Below are 19,152 nucleotides of genomic sequence, written 5' to 3'. Positions count from 1 at the left end.
TGCGGCCGGGGTTGATGCGGTAATCGGGGGCGAGTGCCGTCAGATCATGCGGTCGTTGGCCACCAGGCCGATCGCGAGATAGGCCAGGATCGTCGGCGCGCCGAGCAGGAAGATCGTCAGCAGCACGGTTGCGATCCGGATCAGCGTGACGTCAGCCTCGAAATAGTCGGCGATGCCAGCGCAAACGCCCATGATCTTGCCATTGCGCTTGTCGAGGGTGAAGGGCCGGGCGGTCATCTTGATATCTCCTTTGGGGCGGTCGGCCGGGGTCTGGGCCCCGGCCGGGGTATCCATCAACGAGCGGCGAACTGCACCGCCGGCTGCTGCTTGCGCTCGGCGCTCACCTGCTCACGCACCTGGGTGCGGCTCAGGCCGAAGCCGATCTTCATCGCCACCGTCTGCGGGCGGCCATGCAGGGCGGCCGGCAGCGCCGGGTAGCTGATCCGGCTGGCGGTGCGCAGCGCCTCGGCATCCTGAACGCGGTTGCCGGTCGATCCCGCCAGCTTGGCACCGGCGAACGAGCCCTCGGCGTCGAACGCCAGCTTCACCGTGGCCACCGCGTTGCCGCCGCGCTGGCTGGCGGGCACCGCGCGCAGCGTGCCGTCGATCTGGCGCTCCACCTGATGCTGCCACGCGCCGATCGTGGCGGGGGCGGGGGCAGCGGCGCGGGCGGGGCCGACGGCGGCCGTAACGCAGGCGGTGGAAACGATCAGCGCGCCCATCGCGGAGACGGCGACACGCTGGAAATCGGAACGATCGAAGTTGAACATGATAATCTCCCTGAACCTTGGTGGTTGTCTGCGTCGCCCTGTTGCCGGGCGATGCCAGATACTCAGCAAGGGGCGTGCCAATTCCCTTTGCAGGCATTTCCAAGGGAGAAAGTCGTACGGAGGGCGCATAGCCAGGCCGTTACGCGGCCAAATATTGGTGATCCACACCAAGTCGGAGGGATTGGCGCCGCGGGTGAGTGGTCAATGTTGGACGGCAGTGTCCGAAAACGATCAGATCGCGGTCTTGCCGAAGTCCTGCCTGGTAAACGGGTGCGAGCTGGCGAGACCGCCATCCACCACCAGCGCATGGCCGTTGACATAGCTGGCCGCGTCGGATGCCAGGAACAGCACCGTTTGCGCTAGCTCCTCGGGTTCGCCGCCACGGCGCAGCGGATTGAGCCGTCCGATCCGATCGCCTTTCCCGGCTTCACGGGCGCTTGAGTAGATCATCTCGGTCATGCCGGTCTCGATCAGGCCGGGGCAGACCGCATTCACACGCACATTGCTACCGGCCAGTTGCTGGGCCGATGTCTGAACGAGATTGATCACGCCCGCCTTCGATGCCGAATAGGCCGGCCCGCCCGCACCCGATCGGATGCCGGCCACGCTGGCGGTGCAGATGATCGATCCCCGGCCGGCCTGCGCCATGATCGGCGCGGCATGCTTGATCGCCAGGAACGGCCCGATCAGGTTGACGCGCAATATTTCGGTCCAATCCGCGGCGTCCTGATCGAACAGCGCCTTCATGCCGCCCGAAATGCCGGCATTGGCGAACATCACGTCTAGCCGCCCGCCCTCGAGATGCGCGCGCGCGACCAGATCCGAGACCGCGGCCTCGTCACCGGCATCGGCGCGGATCGCGCTGGCCTGACCACCGTCCCCTCGGATCGCCTCGACGGTCGCGTCGATCCCGTCAGACAGGTCGGCTGCGAATACCCACGCGCCTTCACTAGCGAACAGCCGCGCGGTCGCCCGGCCGATGCCGCTGCCGGCCCCGGTCACGATCGCGACCCGACCGGCCAGCCGCCCGCTCACAGGCCCGCGCCGATCGTGGCCCCGCCATCGACCACGATCGCTTGGCCCGTCACGAAGGTCGATGCGTCGGATCCCAGGAACACCGCCGCGCCGGCGATCTCGTGCGGCTCGCCGATCCGGCGCAACGCGGCACTGCGCGTGACCGCCTTCAGCGTATCTGGGTTCTCCCACAGCGCGCGTGCGAAATCGGTGCGCACCAGCCCCGGCGCGATGCAATTCACGCGCACCTTCCTCGGCCCGAACTCGGCGGCCAGGTTGCGCGCCAGCTGGAAGTCCGCCGCCTTGGAGACGTTGTAGGCGCCGATCGTGGTCGATGCCGTCAGCCCGCCGATCGAGGACACGATGATGATCGATCCGGCCTCGCGCTCCAGCATCTCGGGCGCCACCATCCCGATCAGCCAATGGTTGGCGAGCACGTTGTTCTCGAAGATCTTGCGGAACTGATCGTCGGCGATGCCGGCCATCGGCCCGTAATAGGGGTTGGATGCCGCGTTGCAGACCAGGACGTCGATCCGGCCGAACGCCGCCCGCGACGCATCGGCCAGCGCCTGCAGATCATCCTTCGAAGAGATGTTCGCCGCCACCGCGATCGCGGCATCGGGGTGGGCCGCGTTGATCGCGTCCGCCGTCTCGCGGCAGGCATCGATCTTGCGGCTCGAGATCACCACCTTGGCACCCTGATCGGCCATCGCCTCGGCAATGGCCTTGCCGATCCCGCGCGAGGATCCGGTGATGACGGCGACCTTGCCCGTCAGGTCGAACAGCGACATCCGCATCTCCTCAGCCATGCTTGCCGAACTCGATCCGCGCGATCGATCGGTTGTGGACTTCGTCCGGCCCGTCGGCCAGCCGCAGCGTGCGGATACCGGCATAGGCTTTCGCCAGGCCGGGATCGGTCGTCACCCCCGCGCCGCCATAGGCCTGGATCGCATCGTCGATGATCCGCAGCGCCATCCGCGGCGCCGCCACCTTGATCATCGCGATCTCCGCCTGCGCGGCCTTGTTGCCCACCTTGTCCATCATGTCGGCGGCCTTCAGGCACAGCAGGCGGCACATTTCGATGTCGATCCGCGCCTCGGCTACGCGCTGTTCCCACACCGAATGCGATGCGATCGTCTTGCCGAATGCCACCCGCGCCTGCAGCCGGCGCGCCATCTTTCCCAGCGCTTCCTCGGCCACGCCGATCGTGCGCATGCAGTGGTGGATCCGGCCGGGCCCCAGCCGGCCCTGCGCGATCTCGAAGCCGCGGCCCTCGCCCAGCAACATGGCTTCCTCGGCGTTCACACGCACATTTTCGAGCGAGATTTCCATATGGCCGTGCGGCGCATCGTCATAACCGAATACGGGCAGGTGGCGGATGATATGCAGGCCCGGCGCATCCATCGGCACCAGCAGCATCGATTGCTGGCTGTGGCGGGGCCCGTCCGGATCGGTCTTGCCCATCACGATCGCCACCTTGCAGCGCGGGTCGCCCGCGCCCGATGACCACCATTTAACGCCGTTCAGCACATAATCGTCGCCGTCGCGGCGGATCCGCGTCTCGATATTGGTCGCATCGGATGAAGCGACTTGCGGTTCGGTCATCAGGAAGGCGGATCGGATTTCGCCGTCCATCAGCGGCTTCAGCCAGCGGTCCTTCTGCGCGCGCGTGCCATAGCGGTGCAGCACTTCCATGTTGCCGGTATCGGGCGCGGCGCAGTTGAACACCTCGGATGCCCATTCCAGCCGGCCCATTTCCTCGGCGCACAGCGCATAATCGAGGTTGGAAAGCCCCGGCCCCTCGAACGCGAAGCTGTCGTCGACTGCGGGATGCCCGGAAGAGGGCGGCATGAACAGGTTCCACAGGCCATCGGCCCGGGCCTTCGCCTTCAGTTCCTCGATGACCGGCAGCACCTTCCAGCGCTCACCCTCGGCCTGCTGCGCGCCATAGTCCGGGTTGCGCGGGCGGATCTGGGTTTCCATGAAACCGCGCACGCGATCACGCCAATAGGCCTGCCGTTCGGTCAGGTCGAAGTCCATCGCGCATCCTCTCGCTACTTTACGTGCACGTTAAGCGGCAGGTCCGATCGCGTCCAGCCGAAACCTTTTCGGCGCGTGCCGCGAATATGTCAGAAGGAAGCGGGAGGATCGCACGGATGAACGACTCAGGCACCGTCTATCGGCACCGCCTGCCGACGCGGCTGTGGCACTGGTGGAATGCCGCCGTCGTGATCGTGATGATCATGAGCGGGCTGATGATCTTCAACGCGCATGGCCGGCTCTACTGGGGCAAATATGGCGCCAATACCGATGCCAGCTGGCTGGAGATCGGATCGACCGGCACCGCCGGCTATGTGAAGCTCGGCTCGTCCTTCATGATCCCCACCACCGGCGTGCTCGGTCAGTGGAAGGATCAGGACGGCAACATCCAGCGCCGCTCCTTTCCGTACTGGGCCACGATCCCGTCGCGCTACAGCCTGTCCGCCGCGCGCCGCTGGCACCTGGCCTTCGCGTGGCTGCTCGTCGTACCGGGGATCCTCTACCTGATCGCCAGCTTCGCCAATCGCCACGTCCAGCGCGATCTCGCGCCGCGCCGCGAAGAGCTTTCAGCCCGCCATATCTGGCACGACATCCGCGACCATGCCCGGCTGCACTTCCCGCGCGGTGAGGCGGCGACCCGCTACAACATCCTCCAGAAGCTCAGCTATTGCGGCGTGATTTTCGTCGCGTTGCCGCTGATCATCCTGACCGGGCTCGCCATGTCGCCGGGCATGAACGCGGCGTGGCCGTGGCTGCTTGACATTTTCGGCGGCCGTCAGTCGGCACGCTCGCTGCATTTCATTGCGATGGCGGCAATCGTGGCGTTCATTATCGTCCATCTGGTGATGGTGGTGCTCGCCGGTCCGATCAACGAAGTCCGCTCGATGATCACCGGCCGGTTCCGCGTGCCGCCCCCGCGTGAAGGGGAGGCCGCATCATGATCACGCGCCGCAAGTTGCTCGGCGGTCTCGGCGTAGGGGCCGGGGGGCTGCTGCTTTCGGGGTGCGACAGCCTGTCGAACAGCCCGGGTTTTCGCGAAACGCTGCGCGGGGCGGAAGGGCTGACGATGCGCGCCCAGCGGCTGATCACCGATCGCGCCGCGCTCGCGCCCGAATTCACCCGCGCCGATCTGTCGCCCGTGTTCCGCGCCAACGGCAACCAGATGCCCAGCGATCCCGCCTATCGCGCGCTGGCCGCCGGCCGGTTCGCGGATTGGCGGCTAAGGATCGATGGGCTGGTGCAGCGCCCGCTGTCGGTCTCGCTCGCCGATCTCGGTGCGATGCCGTCGCGCACCCAGATCACGCGCCATGATTGCGTCGAGGGGTGGAGCGCGATCGGCCAGTGGACGGGCACGCCGCTCCGCCTGCTGCTCGAACGCGCCGGCCTGCGCGATGCCGCGCGCTACATCGTCTTCCACTGTGCTGATGATTGGAGCGTCGGCAAATATTATGAGTCCATCGATCTGATCGATGCCTTCCACCCGCAGACGATCCTCGCGTGGGGGCTCAACGGATCGCTGCTGCCGATCCGCAACGGTGCCCCCGTCCGCCTCCGCGTCGAACGCCAGCTTGGCTACAAGCATGCCAAATATCTGATGCGGATCGAAGCCGTCGCCAGCCTGGCCGGCATCGCCGGCGGCAAGGGCGGCTATTGGGAAGATACCAACGACTATGAATGGTATGCCGGCATCTGAGGTGTCGCGCTTTCGCCGCGCCCTTTCCCCCACTAGACCGGCCGGATGACCAGACTGTTCGACTATTGGCGCTCATCCGCCGCCTATCGCATCCGCATCGCGCTCAACCTGAAGGGCGTCGACTATGAGTCCGTCCCCATCGACCTGTCGCAGGGTGAGCAGAAGGCGGAAAGCTATCGCGCGCTCAATCCGCAGGGCTTCGTGCCGATGCTGGAGATCGATGGCCACCGGCTGACGCAGAGCCTGGCGATCGTCGATTATCTGGATGCAACGCGGAAGGATCCGCCATTTGTCCCGTCCGATCCGTTGCACCGCTCGCATGTGCTGGCGATGGCGCTGACGGTGGCGTGTGATATCCACCCGCTCAACAATCTGCGCGTGCTGAAATATCTGGCCGGCCCGCTCCATGAGCCCGAACCCGCGCGCGATGCCTGGTATCGCCACTGGATCGCCGAAGGGCTGGCCCCGCTTGAGGCGCTCGCCGCACAGCACGCCGGCGACTATCTGTCCGGCGAGACGCCCGGCATCGCCGACATCGCGCTGGTGCCGCAGCTCTACAATGCGCGCCGCTTCGATTGCCCGCTGGATGGCTATCCCACCTTGCTGCGCGTCGATGCCGCGCTGGCGGCGCTCGATCCGGTCGCCCGCGCGCATCCGGATCGGGTGCGGCCGGCATGATCTTTTGGACGATAGGCCGGGGACGATCGGCCTGCTAGGCGCGGCCCCATGAATCGCTCCGCCCTGCTGCTGCTTCCGCTCCTGTTCGTTACCACGCCCGCGCTGGCCGAGGATCAGGAGATCGTCGTCATCGGCACCGGCCTGCCGGTCGCCCCCGGTGATGCCGTCTATGACATCGTGACCATCGAGCGTGATCGGCTCACCGGTTCGGCCAGCGGCAGGCTGGAAGATGTGCTGCGCGATGCCGCCGGCTTCCAGCAGTTTCGCCGGTCCGATTCGCGTTCGGCCCAGCTGACCAGCCAGGGCGCCACACTGCGCGGGCTCGGCGGCAACGCCTCGAGCCGTGCGCTGATCGTGCTCGATGGCGTGCCGCAGGCCGATCCCTTCTTCTCGTCGATCGCCTTTCCCGCGCTCGATCCCTCGCGGCTGGCCAGCGCGCGCGTGATGCGCGGCGGCGGCAGCGGCATCTATGGATCGGGCGCGCTGGCCGGCACCGTCGAACTCACCAGCGCCGGGCCGGGGGAAGTCGACGGGCCGTTCGGCCGGATCGCTTATGGCAGCCGCGACTCGATCGATGCCGCCGCGGGCGTGGCTGCAAAGCTGGGTGGCGGCTTCCTGTCGCTGTCCGCCGCTTATGCCGAGGGCGATGGCTTCATCCCCATCGTGCGCGAGGATCGCGGCCCGATCGATCGCGCCGCGCCCTATCGGCAGGGCAGCGTTGCGATGCGCGCGGTCGTCCCCGTCGGCGCGCAGACCGAGCTGCAGGCGAATGTCTCCGGCCTTTACGACAAGCGCGATCGCGGCGTGGATTTCACCGCCAATTCAAATCGTGGCGCAGATGCCAGCGTGCGGCTGGTCGGCCGCGGCGATTGGGGCTGGGAAGCGCTGGCCTATGTGCAGCTGCGCCGGTTCGACAGCGAATTCGGCAGCATCGCCGCCGGCCGCGTCAGCACCGCCAAGACGCTCGACCAGTATAACGTGCCCGCCACCGGGCTCGGCGGTCGGGTCGAACTGCGCCCGCCGGTCGGGGAAACGCTTACGCTGCGCCTGGGCGCGGATGCGCGGCAGACCGTCGGCAGCACGAAGGAGCTGTTCACTTATGTGAGTGGTCAGCCCACCCGGCTGCGCGATGCCGGCGGCCGCACCCGCACGCTGGGCGGCTATGGCGAGCTCAGCTGGGAACCGACCCCCGCGCTCACGCTCACCGGCGGCGCGCGCATCGATCGCTGGCAGATCGAGCAGGGTCGCCTGTTCGAAAAGACCATCGCTACCGGCGCCACGCTTACCGACACGCGCTTCGCCGATCGTGACGGGTGGGAGGAAACCGGCCGGGTCGGCATCGCCTGGCGTGCGGCCGATGCCGTCACGCTGCGCAGCGCTGCCTATCTAGGGTGGCGGCTGCCGACCTTGAACGAACTTTACCGCCCGTTCCGCGTCGGGGCGGATGCGACCGCCGCCAATGCCGCGCTGTCGCCCGAACGTGTGAAGGGTATCGACGCCGGCATCGATTTCCGGCCGGCACCCGACGTCCGCCTGTCGGTCACCGGCTACTGGAACGAGCTGGACGATGCGATCGCCAACGTCACGCTCGGCCGCGGGCCTGGCAATTTCCCCGGTGTGGGGTTCGTCGGCGCGGGCGGCGCGTATCGCCAGCGCCAGAACCTCGATTCGATCCGCGCGCGCGGGATCGAGTTGGATGGCAGCGCCGGCCTCGGCCCGTGGCGGCTGTCGGCAAGCTATGCCTATGTCGATTCGCGCGTTCGCGCGGCCGGCCCGGCGCTTCCGCTCGATGGGCTGCGCCCTGCGCAGACGCCGCGCCACCAGGCGTCCGCCACGATCGCCTGGGCCGATGCCGGCTGGCGCGCTGCGCTTACCGGCCGCTACGGCGCCGGTCAGTATGAGGATGACCTCAACCAGCGCCGCATGGATGATGCCGCCACGCTGGATGCCGTCGTCGCAGTCCCGCTCGGTCGCGGTCTCGCGATCGAGGCGCGCGCGGAGAATGTCACCGATACGCGCGTCGAAGCCGGCATTTCCGGCGCGGACATCGTCGAACGCGCCACTCCGCGCACCTTCTGGATCGGGCTGCGTCTCGATTGATTGCTGTAATGTCCGATTTCGTTGCGTTTCCATTGCGACCATTGAAACGCGCGCGAATTCGCGCATGATGCCCGCGCGAGTGGGGCTCGCGAGGGGGTTTGGGCATGGAGCTGGCATGGGCCGTCAGCGAACGGGGCGGCATGACGATCGCCCGGCCGGAAGGCCGGATCGACGAAGCGAGCTGGACCGATTTCGCGCAGCGGCTGGGGGAATCGGTCGCCGGGGGGCGCACCGTGATCCTCGATCTTTCGGGCGTGTCCTACATGTCGTCGCGCGGGCTCCGCGCGCTGGCGATCGCGCGCAAGGAAGCGACCGCGCATGATGGCGAGATCATCCTGGCCGCGCCGAACGAACTGATGCGCGAAATCCTGGAGATCAGCCGCTACGACAAGATATTCCGCGTGGTCGACGCGGTCGACGCCGCGCTGTAAGCTCGGCGCACAACGGGTCGCGCGCAACATCTTGGGGGGAAGGGGCCCGGCGATGCTGGTCCGGTTCTGGGGTACGCGCGGATCGCTGCCGGTCGCGCCCACGCCCGATATCATTGCCGGCAAGATCGGGCACGCGCTGGTCGCGGCCAATGGCCTGTCGTTCACCGATCCTGGCCAGGCGGCGCGCTGGGCGGCGGATGCGCTGCCGTTCACGGTTGCCGGCACTTATGGCGGCGCCACCGCCTGCGTCGAGCTGGATGGCTTTGCCGACAGCTTCTTCGTCTGCGATCTCGGCTCGGGCGTGCGCGGCTTCGGCCTGTCAGCAATGGCACGCGCCGCCGGCGGCCGCCCCCGCGTCTACAACATCTTCCTGTCCCATCTCCATTGGGACCATATCATGGGCTTTCCCTTCTTCGTGCCGGCCTTCGATCCGGATGCGCTGATCCGCATCCATGCCGGCCACCCGGAAGCCGAAGCCGCGCTGCGCCGCCAGCAGGAGGAGATCAGCTTCCCGGTCTCGTTCGATTGGCTGCGCGCGCGGATCGAGTTCGTCACGCTTACGCCCGGCGTGCCGCACGAGGTCGACGGCGTCACCGTCCACATCATCCGCCAGTATCACAGCAACGACAGCTACGGGTTTCGGTTCGAGGCGCGTGGCCGCTCTGTCGTCTATTCGACTGATAGCGAGCACAAGCCTGAGAATATGGAAAGCGAGCTCGCGTTCGAGTCCTTCTTCCGCGACGCCGATCTGGTCGTGTTCGATACCATGTATTCGCTGGCGGACAGCGTCACGATGAAAGAGGACTGGGGGCATTCCAGCGCGCTGGTCGCGGTCGATCTGTGCCAGAATGCCGGCGTCCACCGGCTCGCCATGTTCCATCACGAGCCGATCTACGGCGATGAGGAGATCGCCAAGCTCCACCGCGAGGCCGTTCGCTACGAGGAGCTGAACCGCGACGGCCACGAACGCGCGCTCGCCGTGCTCTGCGCGCATGACGGGCTCGAAATCCGGCTCTGACGTCGATCCCGCGTCGCTGCGGCGGGTGCGGATCGCGGGCGCGGCGGCGGCGCTGGCCATCGCCATCCTGCTGGCACTGGTCGGCGGCGATACGCCGGGCGAACGGCTGTTCGATCGCTTCCAGAAGCTGCATCCGCGCGCCATCGGGTCGGATCGGGTCGCCGTCGTCCTGATCGATGCCGAAAGCCTGCGCGCCGTCGGGCCCTGGCCATGGCCACGCTACACCATCGCCCGCTTGGTGGAACGGATCGCTGCCGAAGGCGCGGTTGCGATCGGTCTGGACATGGTCTTTCCTGAAACAGACTGGTCCTCGCCCGCACGCTTCGTCGGCCAATATCCCGAACTCGATCTCGCCGCCGCCGCGGCCATCGCCGCGCTGCCGTCGGGCGATGTCGCGCTGGCACGCGTGATCGGTACCAAACCGGTGGTGCTGGCGCGCGCGGGCGTCGCAGCGGGCAGCGTTGATGCCGGCGGCGTGGCGGCCGGCGATGCCGCGCAGCTGCCGATCGAAGCGTCGATCACACCGGCACCACCGCCTGGCGTACTGGCCTTTCCGCAGGCCCTAGCCAGTATCCCCGATTTTGAAGAGGTCGCGCGCGGGCAGGGGCTGGTCAACGGCGCGCCCGATGCCGATGGCATTGTCCGCCGGGTGCCGCTGGTGGCCTCGGTCGCGGGCCGCGCGACGCCGGGCTTCGCGCTCGATCTTGCGCGCGTCGCGCTGGGCGTCGATGCGATCGGCGCACGGCCCGGGGCGAGTGGGCTGGCCGCGGTGTCGCTTGGCGATCGGTTGCTGCCGGTCGATCGCGATGGCCGGATGCGGCTTCATTTCGGGCGGATCCCGCCGGCGACGGTCATCTCGGCAGTCGATGTGCTCCGCCGGCCGACGCGCGCCGATCGCTTCCGCGGCAAGGTCGCGATCATCGGTCTCGCCAGCGCAGGCACCGTCGATATCGTCGCCACTCCGCTCCAGCCGGAAGCTTATGGCATGCTGGTCCAGGCGCAGGCGGTCGATGCGATCCTGGGCGGCGGTGCATTGCGCCGCCCGGGCTGGGCGGTGCCGGCCGAATGGGCGCTCGGGGTGGTGCTGGCGCTGCTGGCGATCGCCCTGGTGCCACGCGCACACCGCCGCTGGTGGCCCTTGCCGGTCCTGGCCGCGCTGCTGTGGGTTGGCGGCAGCTTCGCCCTGTTCGCGGGCGCCGGCCTGCTGATCGATCCGATCCGCCCGCTGGCGATCGGCGGTGCGGCCTTCGCGGCTGCGGCAGCGGCAGCGGGGCTTGAAGGCGCGCGTGCACAGGCCCGGCTGCGCGCGGTGCTCGAACAGGAACGGCTATCGGCCGCCCGCACCGCTGGCGAGCTGGAGGCCGCGCGCGACATTCAGCGTGGCATGCTGCCGGGTCGCGCCAGTCTCGCCGCGCTCGATCCTGCGCTCTCCGTCGATGCGCTGCTCGAAGCGGCGCAATCGGTCGGTGGCGACTTCTACGATGCGTTGCGGCTGCCCGATGGCCGCATCGCGCTGCTGGTCGGCGATGTCACTGGCAAGGGCGTGCCCGCCGCATTGTTCATGGCGCTCGGCAAGGCGCTCACGGCCGGTGCGCTGTTGCGCGGCCGCGGGCTGGAAGCCGCCACCGGCGATCTCGCCCGCGATCTGTCGCGCGACAATAGCGAGGCGATGTTCGTCACGTTGCTGCTGGTGCTGGTCGATCCACTGACCGGCCGGGCCGAACTGATGAACGCCGGCCATGAAAATCCGCTGCTGCTGCGCGCCGGCGCGGTCGCGGCGCTCGCGCTGGAGGGCGGCCCGCCGCTCTGCGCGGTCGATGATTTTCCCTATGTCGCGGAACCGCTTGCCCTGCAGCCGGGTGACGGTCTCCTGCTGGTCAGCGACGGCGTCACCGAAGCACAGTCGCCGGATGGCGATTTCTTCGGTCATCGGCGTCTCGCGGCGGTTCTGGAAGCGCTCGGGGCGGATTGGACGCCTGCCATCGCCTGTTCCGCGCTCGCCAATGCGGTGCGCGATTTCGAAGCCGGTGGCGAACCCAGCGACGATCTGACGATCCTGGCAATGCGTTGGCGGGGGCCGGCCTGATGCCGTGCGCCCGCTCAGCGCACGATCAGCTCGACCCGGCGGTTGCGTGCGTTGCGCACGCCGTCGTCGGTCCGCTCCAGCAGGTCGCGTTCACCGCGCCCCGTCGCGCGGCTCGATTCGGCCGGCAGTCCGCGCACGATCAGCGCGTCACGGATCTCGCGCGCGCGGGCCAGCGACAGCCGGTCATTGTCCTCGCTCGATCCCAGCGTATCGGTGTGGCCGACGATCTGCACCTCGGCCCCCTCGCGCGCAGCGACCGCGGCGAACAGCTGTTTCAGTATTTCCTCCGATTGGGCGGTCAGCGCGGTGCTGCCTTCCACGAAATAGAGCGTGAAGCTTTCGGGTGGCGGCGGCAGATCGGCGATCAGCTGTCCATAGCGCGCGTCGATCGCGGTGGCACTCACCGCGCGCGGGCGCGGTCGGCGCGCATTGGCGGGAGTGCGGCTGTTCGCCTGGGTCACCACGCCGCGATCCTGGCCGGTCTTGGGGTCAAGCACCGCGACCGCCCCGGTCGCCGCGCCATTTTCGCCCGGCAGCAAGGTGAGCGTCGATCGCGATGCGCATCCGGCCAGCAACAGCGCGACCGCAACCGCGGCCGCAGCCCGGCTCACTGGCCGACCTGGACCACGAAGCGGGTGCCGCGCACGCCCAGCAGCGATGTCGGCGTGCGCACCCGCATGCCATCGCGATTTTCCTTCGCGATCTGGCCGGAAACCACGCCCAGCGTGCCGCGGTCCACGCGCGTCACGAATTGCCCCTTGTGGGTCGTGTCGTCGAACCGGAACTCATCGATCGAGACGCGGCTGTTCGGCCCGGCCGAAAAACGGCTATTGTCGATGAACGCCAGGCTGATCCGTCCGTCGGGGCCGGTCACCAGCAGATCGCCTTCCTTCAGCGGCAGGCCGGGCGTCGCCGGCAGTCGCGCCGTGCCGCGCTGGACGAAGGCCGCGCCGACAGCGCGTTTCACCCGGCCGATCTCGGCGATCGCCGGCACCGCAGCCAGCGCTGCGGACGCGATCGCGGCGGCAAGCAGGATGGTCGGACGATAACGCATGGATAGCATCCCCCACGGGCAGTCGCTGCCACCGATTATGCCAGAGCCGCCGGCGAAAGCGATTCATTTGTGTGCCGTCACGATCGGTCCGCGCGCCTGCCAGGATGCGCTCGATGCCTGCCGCTTCTTCGTCGGATCGGCGGATGTCGGCGCGATTGGCGACAAGCTCGCCATCCTGGTCGAGGAACTGGTCATGAACCTCGTCGATCATGCCGGCCTGCCCCCGGAGGATCGCATCGACCTGCGTTTTTTCGCGCACGACGACGGCGTGCGACTGGTGATTGAAGATGGGGGACGTCCGTTCGATCCGCGCGATGCGGCCGCGCCGCACGATCCGGATCGGATCGGCGGCGCTGGGCTCCACATGCTGGCCCGCTGGGCGCGTATCGAGGCCTATGACCGGATCGGCCAGCGCAACCGGCTGCGTCTCCTGGTGCCGGTGGTTGCGGCCACGCCGCCGCCGCGATAGCCAGCGATCATGCGATCCCCGTTCGTGCCCGGTGCGCCCGCACCCACCTTCTTCGCGCCTGCCATCGGCGGCAATCCCGCTTATGCCTTCGATTCGGTTGCCGGCCGGCATGTGCTGCTGCTGTTCATGGGGTCGACCGCGCTGCCGGCGATGCAGGCTGCGCTCGATCGGCTGCTGGCGTCGCGCGCGCTGTTCGATGATCATCGCGCCTGCTTCTTCGGGGTCACCGCCGATCCCGCCGATGTCGATCAGGGCCGCGTCCGCCAGCTGATCCCCGGCATCCGGTTCTTCGATGATCGCGCGCTTGCCGTCAGCCGCCTTTACCGCGCCGTCGGTGATGGCCCGGGTGTTCCTTATCGCCCGTTCTGGCTGCTGCTCGACGAACGCTTGCGCGTCGTCGCCGAAGCGCCGCTCGATCGCACCGATGCAATAATCGCGCTGCTGGAACGCCGCCTCGCCACCCCGCCGCTCGAAATGCACGCGCCGGTGCTGATCGTGCCCGAAGTGCTGGATCGCGCCACCTGCACCGATCTTATCGCACGCTACGATGCCGCGGGCGGCCAGCCTTCGGGCTTCATGCGGACCGAGGATGGCAAGACGGTGCTGCGCCACGACAGCAGTTTCAAGCGCCGCCAGGATCACATCATCGAGGATGAACCGCTGCGCGAGCATCTGTCGCGCCGCATCCGCCATGCGCTGCTGCCGCAGATCGAGGCCGCCTTCCAGTTTCGGGTGACCCGTATCGAACGCTGGCTGATCGCTTGTTACGATGCTGCCGAAGGCGGGTTCTTCGGCGCCCATCGCGACAACAAGTCGCCCGGCACCGCACATCGCCGCTTCGCCTGCACGATCAACCTCAATGCCGACGATTATGACGGCGGCGATCTGCGCTTCCCCGAATTCGGCATGCGCACCTATCGCGCACCGACCGGGGGGGCGGTCATCTTCTCCTGCTCGCTGCTGCACGAGGCGACCCCTGTAATCCGCGGCCGCCGCTACGCCTTCCTGCCCTTTTTCTACGATGATGCCGCCGCCGAGATCCGTCGCGCCAACAATGCGCTGCTCGGCGAAGGCGTCAGCGCATACACCGGCTGAGGCAGGGGCGGTCGGTGCCCACCGCTGCCTCAAGCGCGGCAAGAGCATGGGGCAGGCCGAGTCACTTCTCCAGCCCCTTCGCCTTTCCCCAGCTGCGCGCGGCCGTGTAGCCGAGATAGCCCGTGCCGAAGAGCGCATAGAGCGGTTCGGGGATGCCACCGAGATAGGCGTTCATGCCCAAGGCTATGTCCTTCGCCATCTCCGGCCGCACCGCCGCGATCAGCCCCATCGGGATCGCCCACAGCAGCAACGCATACATCACGTACAGAAAGCTCGGGCGTGCGCGGCTGGTCCAGGGATCGGCCGATTGCGCCTCGGCCACGATGGCGGACAGCTGCGTCTTCAGCCGCTCCATCTCCTGTCCCCCCTCCAGCTTCAACAGCTCGAGCTTGGCACGGTCGCGCGCCTCCGGATCAGGGATGATCTTGTCGATCAGCTTTGCGATCGGGCCGATGACGGCATCAAGGACGGACATGCGAATCTCCCTGTCGAACCATTGATCATATAACCCATCCGGTTATCTGTAGGACAGCTAAATCTTTCACTTTCGGTTATCGACCAACGGAGGTTCAGAGATCTCTCGATGGCTTCCTGCCAACCCCTGCGGAACCGTTCGCCGCTTGATTGCGTATCCCAAGCGGTCCACAAGCGAGATATCCGCGTCGAACCGTGCTGCGGGCGCGCCGACGCGAAAGGGGGAGTAAGAAATGCGTAGCAGGATGATTGCTTTGGCCTTGGCCGTGGCACTGGCAGGCTGTGGCGAACACGCATCCGAAAAGCCTGCGGCCTATGTTTATGACAAGAAGGCCGATCGCTGCTTCAGCGTGCAGCCAGATACCTCGCTGAGCGAGATCGAATGCACCCGCGATATTCGCCGCAAGGGCGCCGGCGCGCAGGTCGGCTGGGTCCGGCGCGAAAAGGCCGCGGACGGCGCCGCGCGCTGAGGATCCGGTGATGGAAAAGCTGGTCGGGGCGACAGGATTCGAACCTGCGACCCCCAGACCCCCAGTCTGATGCGCTACCAGGCTGCGCTACGCCCCGACCTAGGCGGCGCGCTCTAGGGGCAAAGCCGGCGACGCGCAAGCGGGCTGTTCGCAAACTAGGTTGTAATTCGCAACTAATTGGCGCATGGATGCGCGATGGAAAGCACGCCGTCGCCGCTCGATCCCGCCCACGCCTTCGCTACGCTATCCGGCATCGATCTGCTGCGCGCCATGATCGCCAGCCGCGTGGCAGGGCCTTCGATCGCCGATGGCATGGCGTTCCGGCTGGTGGAGGTTGATCCCGGTCGCGCGCTGTTCGTCGGCACGCCCGGTCGCGCGCATCTCAATCCGCTCGGCCAGGTCCATGGCGGCTGGGCGCTGACCCTGATCGACAGCGCCTGCGGCTGCGCCGCCCACACCCTGCTGGATGCCGGGGTCGGCTATGCCAGTGTCGAGACACGTTGCAATTTCACCCGCGCCATCCGCCCGGATCATGGCGAGATCCGGGCTGAGGGGCGCGTGATCGTGCAGGGCCGCCAGCTGATCACCACCGATGCCACGATGACGGATGCGGACGGCCGCATCGTCGCCCATGGCAGCTCGACGCTGATGGTGCTCGGCCGTCGCGGTTGAGTTGCGCGCGCACGCCGGGCGTGACAAGGCCGCGCGATGCTGGCTGATCGGATCCTGTTCATCGATGCCGAGGCGATCATCCTCGACAAACCCGCCGGCTTGCCCGTCACAGAGGGTCGCGATGGCGCGATCGCGGTCGAGAATCATCTGGATTCGCTGCGTCTCGGCTTCCAGCGCCGCCCCACCATCGTCCACCGGCTCGATCGCGACACTTCCGGCTGCCTGCTGCTGGCCCGTAATCCCAAGGCGCACCGCCGCTTCTCGGCCGCGTTCGAGGCGGGCGTCGTGACCAAGCTCTACTGGGCGGTGCTTGCCGGCGTTCCTGCGGCGAACGAAGGCACGATCGATCTGCCATTGCACAAGGTTTCCACGCGAGAGGCAGGCTGGCGGATCGTTCCCGATCCGCGCGGCAAGCGCGCTGTCACGCACTGGTCCGTGATGGAGGCGCGCGATGGACGGGCTTTGGTCGCCTTCCGCCCCGAAACCGGCCGCACGCACCAGCTGCGCGTCCATGCCGCCGCCGGCATTGGCGTGCCGATCGTCGGCGATCCCGTCTATGGCCGGGCGGCGGCCGGTGGCATGCTGCTGCACGCGCGCAGCCTGTCGATGCCACGTGACGGCAAGTCGCCGGCCGAGGCCACTGCGCCGCTGCCCGCCGCCTTCGCCCCGTTCGGTGTTGGCGATGCCGGCACCTGATCCGCCGCCGCTGCCCGAATCCGCGCTCAGCGAGGCGTTCCTGGCCGGCACCGGCCCGGGGGGGCAGAATGTCAACAAGGTGGCGACTGCCGTCCAGCTTCGTCTCGACGTGTTCGCGCTTGGTCTCGATCCCGACAGCTACCGCCGGCTGAAGTTGCTGGCCGGCACCCGCTGGACGGCGGAAGGCGAGATCCTCGTCACCGCGCGCACCCATCGCACGCGCGAGGCGAACCGTGCCGAGGCGCGCGCCCGGCTGGCAGCGCTGGTCGCCAAGGCGCGCGTCCGCCCGGTCCGCCGCGTAGCCACCAAGCCCAGCAAGGCGGCCAAGACCCGGCGGGTGGAAGCCAAGTCCCAGCGCGGCGCGATCAAGCGCGGCCGCGGCCGAATCGATCCGGAGTAAGCCGATGTACGAATTCTCGATCAGTGCCGGTGACAAGGCCGCGCTCTACCGCGACCTCGCCGGCGCGCTCGATGCGCTGACCGCGGACGAACCCGACGCCGTCGCCAACATGGCGAATGCGGCGGCGTTGCTGTGGGAATATCTGCCCGATCTGAACTGGGCCGGCTTCTACCGCTCGCTGCCCGGCGAAACGCTGGTACTGGGCCCGTTCCAGGGGCGCGCCGCCTGTATCCGCATCCCGTTCGGCAAAGGCGTCTGCGGCACCGCTGCCGCCAGTCGCCAGACCCAGCGGATCGCCGATGTCCACGCCTTTCCCGGCCACATCGCCTGCGATGCCGCCTCCGCATCGGAACTGGTGGTGCCGATCGTCCACGCCGGCCGGCTGATCGGTGTACTGGATCTCGACAGCCCGAGCACCGATCGCTTCGATGCCGCCGATCAGTCCGGTTGCGAAGTGCTGATGGCTTTGCTCGCCCCCCGCATCGCCGGCTGATCGCATCCCGAATCGGGACTCGCGACGGCCACGCCATCGGTGGTGCAGGCTGCGCGGCGCTGTTAGGAAAATGGCAGGACGGGCCTCGCTCGCGACGCGCGTCGTCGCGGGTTCAGGAGGAGTCGTTAACCATGCAGATGCGCACGATCATCGGGCTGGCAGGCCTTGGGCTGGTGCTTGCGGTTCCTGCTTCGGCGCAGTCGGGCCAGCGCGTCGTGCGCGGCAATTGGGGCGGCGTGCCGACGCTACCGTTGAACACGCCGCCGGCCGCAGCCATCCCGCCGAGCCGCACGGTTCCGCCCGCGGCGCGTCCGCCGGTGCCGGCGCCCGTCAATGTCCACCGCGGATCGTCGATGACGGTCGGCCATGCCGGTCCCGATCATGTCGGGCCGCGTCCCGGCGGGTGGCACGGCGGCCCGCGCCCGGGCTTCGATCCGCGGCAGGGCCCGGGCTGGGGCTGGTCGGGCAATCGCTGGCACGGCATCGGCAATGGTTGGACCGGCCAGTATCACCGTCCGGCGCGTGGCTGGCGCCTGCCCAGCTATTTCGTCACGCCGCGCTTCTTTGTACCCAACTGGGGCACCTACGGCCTGGCGCGGCCGGCGCCCGGTTATAATTGGGTCCGCTATTATGACGATGCCGTGCTCGTCGACGGTGGCGGCCTGATCCGCGATTATCGTCGGGTCGATTGGGATCGCGGCGGCTTCGATCCGCGGGACGGCGCCAGCGACGACTATGACGACGGTTACGACGATGGCTATGATGATGGCTTCGACGATGGCGTCGATCATTCCGAGGATCAGGTCACCTGGGGCGGATCCTGGGGCCATCGCGGCGCTGGCGTCTATGCACCGGCGGGATCGACCGTGGTCGTGGTCCAGGGCGCGCCCACCGTCACGACGACGACCACGACTTATGTGACCGAGGACGTCTCCTACGCGCCAGCGCGCACAATCTGGAAGAAGAAGGCGGCGCCGCGCAAATGGGTCAAGCGCAGCAGCGTGAAATCGAAGATGCTGCGCCGCTGATCGGGCAGGCGGCGATCAGCTCAGCCGGTCGATCGCCGCCAGATCCAGTCCGCCGGGCACGATCATCACCGGGCAGGGCATGTCGCCCACGCCCGCGCCCGCGAAATGGGCGACCAGCCGGCCGGGCGCATTGCCAGGTGCCGCGCCCAGCACCAGTGCGGCGACATCGTCTTGCTCGGCCAGATGCTCGCGCACCGATGCCACCGGATCGCCCTGGCGCACGCTGATCTGCGGGCGCAGGCCGGTCTCCTCGATCAATTCGCCCGCCACCTGCGCCACCAGCGCATCGATCCGCAGCCGCGCTTCCTCCTCCATCGCCGCCTGGACGCCGCCCCACTGCACGAAATCGGGCGGGGCGATCACGGCCAGGATCGCGATCGCGCCGCCGGTCTTGGCAGCGCGCCGTGCGGCGAAGCGCAGCGCCGTGCGCGCCTCCTCGCTCTCGTCGATCACCACCAGATAGGTTCTCAT

24 protein-coding genes and 1 tRNA gene are annotated in these 19,152 nt (G+C 68.0%); 15 read left to right on the top strand and 10 right to left on the bottom strand.

Annotated features, from left to right (window positions below):
* Positions 1 to 39: 39 nt before the first annotated feature.
* The 5 genes from ABC347_RS06710 to ABC347_RS06690 form a co-directional block, all read right to left on the bottom strand.
* Positions 40 to 237 carry a PspC domain-containing protein gene (locus ABC347_RS06710; RefSeq protein ID WP_413244958.1) on the bottom strand — a complete coding sequence of 66 codons (198 nt, stop codon included), beginning with the start codon at positions 235 to 237 and terminating at the stop codon, positions 40 to 42.
* Between the two features lie 56 nt (positions 238 to 293).
* A complete protein-coding gene (locus ABC347_RS06705) occupies positions 294 to 770 on the bottom strand; it encodes an energy transducer TonB (RefSeq protein WP_413244957.1) in 477 nt (158 codons plus the stop codon).
* Between the two features lie 231 nt (positions 771 to 1,001).
* Positions 1,002 to 1,805, bottom strand: a complete 804-nt coding sequence (locus tag ABC347_RS06700) for an SDR family NAD(P)-dependent oxidoreductase (protein WP_413244956.1) — start codon at positions 1,803 to 1,805, stop codon at positions 1,002 to 1,004.
* Positions 1,802 to 2,575, bottom strand: a complete 774-nt coding sequence (locus tag ABC347_RS06695) for an SDR family oxidoreductase (protein WP_413244955.1) — start codon at positions 2,573 to 2,575, stop codon at positions 1,802 to 1,804. Before ABC347_RS06695 ends, ABC347_RS06700 begins: the two co-directional genes overlap by 4 nt.
* Positions 2,576 to 2,585: 10 nt before the next feature.
* Positions 2,586 to 3,824 carry an acyl-CoA dehydrogenase family protein gene (locus ABC347_RS06690; RefSeq protein WP_413244954.1) on the bottom strand — a complete coding sequence of 413 codons (1,239 nt, stop codon included), beginning with the start codon at positions 3,822 to 3,824 and terminating at the stop codon, positions 2,586 to 2,588.
* 116 nt (positions 3,825 to 3,940) lie between these two features.
* Here ABC347_RS06690 and ABC347_RS06685 point away from each other — a divergent pair, with 116 nt between their 5' ends.
* The 7 genes from ABC347_RS06685 to ABC347_RS06655 all read left to right on the top strand — a co-directional run bounded on the left by ABC347_RS06685 (position 3,941) and on the right by ABC347_RS06655 (position 11,830).
* Positions 3,941 to 4,765 carry a cytochrome b/b6 domain-containing protein gene (locus tag ABC347_RS06685; RefSeq protein WP_413244953.1) on the top strand — a complete coding sequence of 275 codons (825 nt, stop codon included), beginning with the start codon at positions 3,941 to 3,943 and terminating at the stop codon, positions 4,763 to 4,765.
* Positions 4,762 to 5,517: a molybdopterin-binding protein gene (locus ABC347_RS06680; RefSeq protein WP_413244952.1), complete on the top strand. Its 756-nt coding sequence runs from the start codon at positions 4,762 to 4,764 to the stop codon at positions 5,515 to 5,517. The genes ABC347_RS06685 and ABC347_RS06680 overlap by 4 nt, the downstream gene beginning before the upstream one ends.
* A gap of 45 nt (positions 5,518 to 5,562) precedes the next feature.
* Positions 5,563 to 6,195 (top strand): maleylacetoacetate isomerase, encoded by a 633-nt coding sequence (gene maiA / locus ABC347_RS06675; protein ID WP_413244951.1) that lies wholly within the window; start codon positions 5,563 to 5,565, stop codon positions 6,193 to 6,195.
* Between the two features lie 48 nt (positions 6,196 to 6,243).
* On the top strand, positions 6,244 to 8,295 hold the full coding sequence (locus tag ABC347_RS06670) for a TonB-dependent receptor (RefSeq protein WP_413244950.1): 2,052 nt from the start codon (positions 6,244 to 6,246) through the stop codon (positions 8,293 to 8,295).
* Positions 8,296 to 8,399: 104 nt separating this feature from the next.
* Positions 8,400 to 8,726 carry an STAS domain-containing protein gene (locus tag ABC347_RS06665; RefSeq protein WP_413244949.1) on the top strand — a complete coding sequence of 109 codons (327 nt, stop codon included), beginning with the start codon at positions 8,400 to 8,402 and terminating at the stop codon, positions 8,724 to 8,726.
* Positions 8,727 to 8,778: 52 nt separating this feature from the next.
* Positions 8,779 to 9,744 carry an MBL fold metallo-hydrolase gene (locus ABC347_RS06660; protein WP_413244948.1) on the top strand — a complete coding sequence of 322 codons (966 nt, stop codon included), beginning with the start codon at positions 8,779 to 8,781 and terminating at the stop codon, positions 9,742 to 9,744.
* Positions 9,719 to 11,830 (top strand): CHASE2 domain-containing protein, encoded by a 2,112-nt coding sequence (locus tag ABC347_RS06655; RefSeq protein ID WP_413244947.1) that lies wholly within the window; start codon positions 9,719 to 9,721, stop codon positions 11,828 to 11,830. The genes ABC347_RS06660 and ABC347_RS06655 overlap by 26 nt, the downstream gene beginning before the upstream one ends.
* Before the next feature lie 14 nt (positions 11,831 to 11,844).
* Here ABC347_RS06655 and ABC347_RS06650 read toward each other — a convergent pair whose 3' ends face one another.
* Positions 11,845 to 12,441, bottom strand: a complete 597-nt coding sequence (locus ABC347_RS06650) for an OmpA family protein (protein ID WP_413244946.1) — start codon at positions 12,439 to 12,441, stop codon at positions 11,845 to 11,847.
* Positions 12,438 to 12,884: a FecR family protein gene (locus tag ABC347_RS06645; RefSeq protein ID WP_413244945.1), complete on the bottom strand. Its 447-nt coding sequence runs from the start codon at positions 12,882 to 12,884 to the stop codon at positions 12,438 to 12,440. Before ABC347_RS06645 ends, ABC347_RS06650 begins: the two co-directional genes overlap by 4 nt.
* Between ABC347_RS06645 and ABC347_RS06640 the strand changes: the two genes are divergently transcribed.
* Together ABC347_RS06640 and ABC347_RS06635 are read left to right on the top strand one after the other, a co-directional pair.
* Complete coding sequence (locus ABC347_RS06640) at positions 12,883 to 13,353, top strand: ATP-binding protein (protein ID WP_413244944.1); 471 nt, start codon at positions 12,883 to 12,885, stop codon at positions 13,351 to 13,353. The genes ABC347_RS06645 and ABC347_RS06640 overlap by 2 nt on opposite strands.
* Positions 13,354 to 13,362: 9 nt before the next feature.
* The gene (locus tag ABC347_RS06635; RefSeq protein WP_413244943.1) at positions 13,363 to 14,448 is read left to right on the top strand and encodes a 2OG-Fe(II) oxygenase; all 1,086 of its coding nucleotides are present in this window, start codon (positions 13,363 to 13,365) and stop codon (positions 14,446 to 14,448) included.
* Positions 14,449 to 14,509: 61 nt separating this feature from the next.
* On the opposite strand, the gene ABC347_RS06630 is transcribed toward ABC347_RS06635, so the two are convergent.
* A complete protein-coding gene (locus ABC347_RS06630) occupies positions 14,510 to 14,923 on the bottom strand; it encodes a holin family protein (protein ID WP_413244942.1) in 414 nt (137 codons plus the stop codon).
* Positions 14,924 to 15,155: 232 nt separating this feature from the next.
* Here ABC347_RS06630 and ABC347_RS06625 point away from each other — a divergent pair, with 232 nt between their 5' ends.
* Positions 15,156 to 15,392 (top strand): hypothetical protein, encoded by a 237-nt coding sequence (locus ABC347_RS06625; protein WP_413244941.1) that lies wholly within the window; start codon positions 15,156 to 15,158, stop codon positions 15,390 to 15,392.
* A gap of 20 nt (positions 15,393 to 15,412) precedes the next feature.
* Here ABC347_RS06625 and ABC347_RS06620 read toward each other — a convergent pair.
* Positions 15,413 to 15,489 (bottom strand) — tRNA-Pro (locus tag ABC347_RS06620).
* A 98-nt stretch (positions 15,490 to 15,587) separates the two neighbouring features.
* Here ABC347_RS06620 and ABC347_RS06615 point away from each other — a divergent pair.
* The 5 genes from ABC347_RS06615 to ABC347_RS06595 all read left to right on the top strand — a co-directional run bounded on the left by ABC347_RS06615 (position 15,588) and on the right by ABC347_RS06595 (position 18,681).
* Complete coding sequence (locus tag ABC347_RS06615; protein WP_413244940.1) at positions 15,588 to 16,064, top strand: PaaI family thioesterase; 477 nt, start codon at positions 15,588 to 15,590, stop codon at positions 16,062 to 16,064.
* A 36-nt stretch (positions 16,065 to 16,100) separates the two neighbouring features.
* A complete protein-coding gene (locus ABC347_RS06610; RefSeq protein ID WP_413244939.1) occupies positions 16,101 to 16,760 on the top strand; it encodes an RluA family pseudouridine synthase in 660 nt (219 codons plus the stop codon).
* Positions 16,747 to 17,160 (top strand): alternative ribosome rescue aminoacyl-tRNA hydrolase ArfB, encoded by a 414-nt coding sequence (gene arfB, locus ABC347_RS06605; RefSeq protein ID WP_413244938.1) that lies wholly within the window; start codon positions 16,747 to 16,749, stop codon positions 17,158 to 17,160. Before ABC347_RS06610 ends, arfB begins: the two co-directional genes overlap by 14 nt.
* Before the next feature lie 4 nt (positions 17,161 to 17,164).
* Positions 17,165 to 17,653: a GAF domain-containing protein gene (locus ABC347_RS06600; protein WP_413244937.1), complete on the top strand. Its 489-nt coding sequence runs from the start codon at positions 17,165 to 17,167 to the stop codon at positions 17,651 to 17,653.
* A gap of 131 nt (positions 17,654 to 17,784) precedes the next feature.
* Positions 17,785 to 18,681 (top strand): RcnB family protein, encoded by an 897-nt coding sequence (locus tag ABC347_RS06595; RefSeq protein ID WP_413244936.1) that lies wholly within the window; start codon positions 17,785 to 17,787, stop codon positions 18,679 to 18,681.
* Between the two features lie 15 nt (positions 18,682 to 18,696).
* On the opposite strand, the gene ABC347_RS06590 is transcribed toward ABC347_RS06595, so the two are convergent.
* Positions 18,697 to 19,152, bottom strand: a complete 456-nt coding sequence (locus tag ABC347_RS06590; protein ID WP_413244935.1) for a universal stress protein — start codon at positions 19,150 to 19,152, stop codon at positions 18,697 to 18,699.

This window comes from Sphingomonas canaveralia (genome assembly GCF_047238125.1).
Classification (GTDB): domain Bacteria; phylum Pseudomonadota; class Alphaproteobacteria; order Sphingomonadales; family Sphingomonadaceae; genus JBDFMH01.
This window is presented reverse-complemented; position numbering and strand designations above follow the sequence as displayed.

Excerpts from the sequence above, each read along its gene's own strand:
- ABC347_RS06710 (WP_413244958.1), bottom strand. The coding sequence starts at position 237 with ATGACCGCCCGGCCCTTCACCCTCGACAAGCGCAATGGCAAGATCATG.
- ABC347_RS06705 (WP_413244957.1), bottom strand. The coding sequence starts at position 770 with ATGTTCAACTTCGATCGTTCCGATTTCCAGCGTGTCGCCGTCTCCGCG.
- ABC347_RS06695 (WP_413244955.1), bottom strand. The coding sequence starts at position 2,575 with ATGTCGCTGTTCGACCTGACGGGCAAGGTCGCCGTCATCACCGGATCC.
- ABC347_RS06690 (WP_413244954.1), bottom strand. The coding sequence starts at position 3,824 with ATGGACTTCGACCTGACCGAACGGCAGGCCTATTGGCGTGATCGCGTG.
- ABC347_RS06685 (WP_413244953.1), top strand. The coding sequence starts at position 3,941 with ATGAACGACTCAGGCACCGTCTATCGGCACCGCCTGCCGACGCGGCTG.
- ABC347_RS06680 (WP_413244952.1), top strand. The coding sequence starts at position 4,762 with ATGATCACGCGCCGCAAGTTGCTCGGCGGTCTCGGCGTAGGGGCCGGG.
- maiA (WP_413244951.1), top strand. The coding sequence starts at position 5,563 with ATGACCAGACTGTTCGACTATTGGCGCTCATCCGCCGCCTATCGCATC.
- ABC347_RS06670 (WP_413244950.1), top strand. The coding sequence starts at position 6,244 with ATGAATCGCTCCGCCCTGCTGCTGCTTCCGCTCCTGTTCGTTACCACG.
- ABC347_RS06665 (WP_413244949.1), top strand. The coding sequence starts at position 8,400 with ATGGAGCTGGCATGGGCCGTCAGCGAACGGGGCGGCATGACGATCGCC.
- ABC347_RS06660 (WP_413244948.1), top strand. The coding sequence starts at position 8,779 with ATGCTGGTCCGGTTCTGGGGTACGCGCGGATCGCTGCCGGTCGCGCCC.
- ABC347_RS06655 (WP_413244947.1), top strand. The coding sequence starts at position 9,719 with ATGACGGGCTCGAAATCCGGCTCTGACGTCGATCCCGCGTCGCTGCGG.
- ABC347_RS06640 (WP_413244944.1), top strand. The coding sequence starts at position 12,883 with ATGGATAGCATCCCCCACGGGCAGTCGCTGCCACCGATTATGCCAGAG.
- ABC347_RS06645 (WP_413244945.1), bottom strand. The coding sequence starts at position 12,884 with ATGCGTTATCGTCCGACCATCCTGCTTGCCGCCGCGATCGCGTCCGCA.
- ABC347_RS06635 (WP_413244943.1), top strand. The coding sequence starts at position 13,363 with ATGCGATCCCCGTTCGTGCCCGGTGCGCCCGCACCCACCTTCTTCGCG.
- ABC347_RS06630 (WP_413244942.1), bottom strand. The coding sequence starts at position 14,923 with ATGTCCGTCCTTGATGCCGTCATCGGCCCGATCGCAAAGCTGATCGAC.
- ABC347_RS06625 (WP_413244941.1), top strand. The coding sequence starts at position 15,156 with ATGCGTAGCAGGATGATTGCTTTGGCCTTGGCCGTGGCACTGGCAGGC.
- ABC347_RS06615 (WP_413244940.1), top strand. The coding sequence starts at position 15,588 with ATGGAAAGCACGCCGTCGCCGCTCGATCCCGCCCACGCCTTCGCTACG.
- ABC347_RS06610 (WP_413244939.1), top strand. The coding sequence starts at position 16,101 with ATGCTGGCTGATCGGATCCTGTTCATCGATGCCGAGGCGATCATCCTC.
- arfB (WP_413244938.1), top strand. The coding sequence starts at position 16,747 with ATGCCGGCACCTGATCCGCCGCCGCTGCCCGAATCCGCGCTCAGCGAG.
- ABC347_RS06600 (WP_413244937.1), top strand. The coding sequence starts at position 17,165 with ATGTACGAATTCTCGATCAGTGCCGGTGACAAGGCCGCGCTCTACCGC.
- ABC347_RS06595 (WP_413244936.1), top strand. The coding sequence starts at position 17,785 with ATGCAGATGCGCACGATCATCGGGCTGGCAGGCCTTGGGCTGGTGCTT.
- ABC347_RS06590 (WP_413244935.1), bottom strand. The coding sequence starts at position 19,152 with ATGAGAACCTATCTGGTGGTGATCGACGAGAGCGAGGAGGCGCGCACG.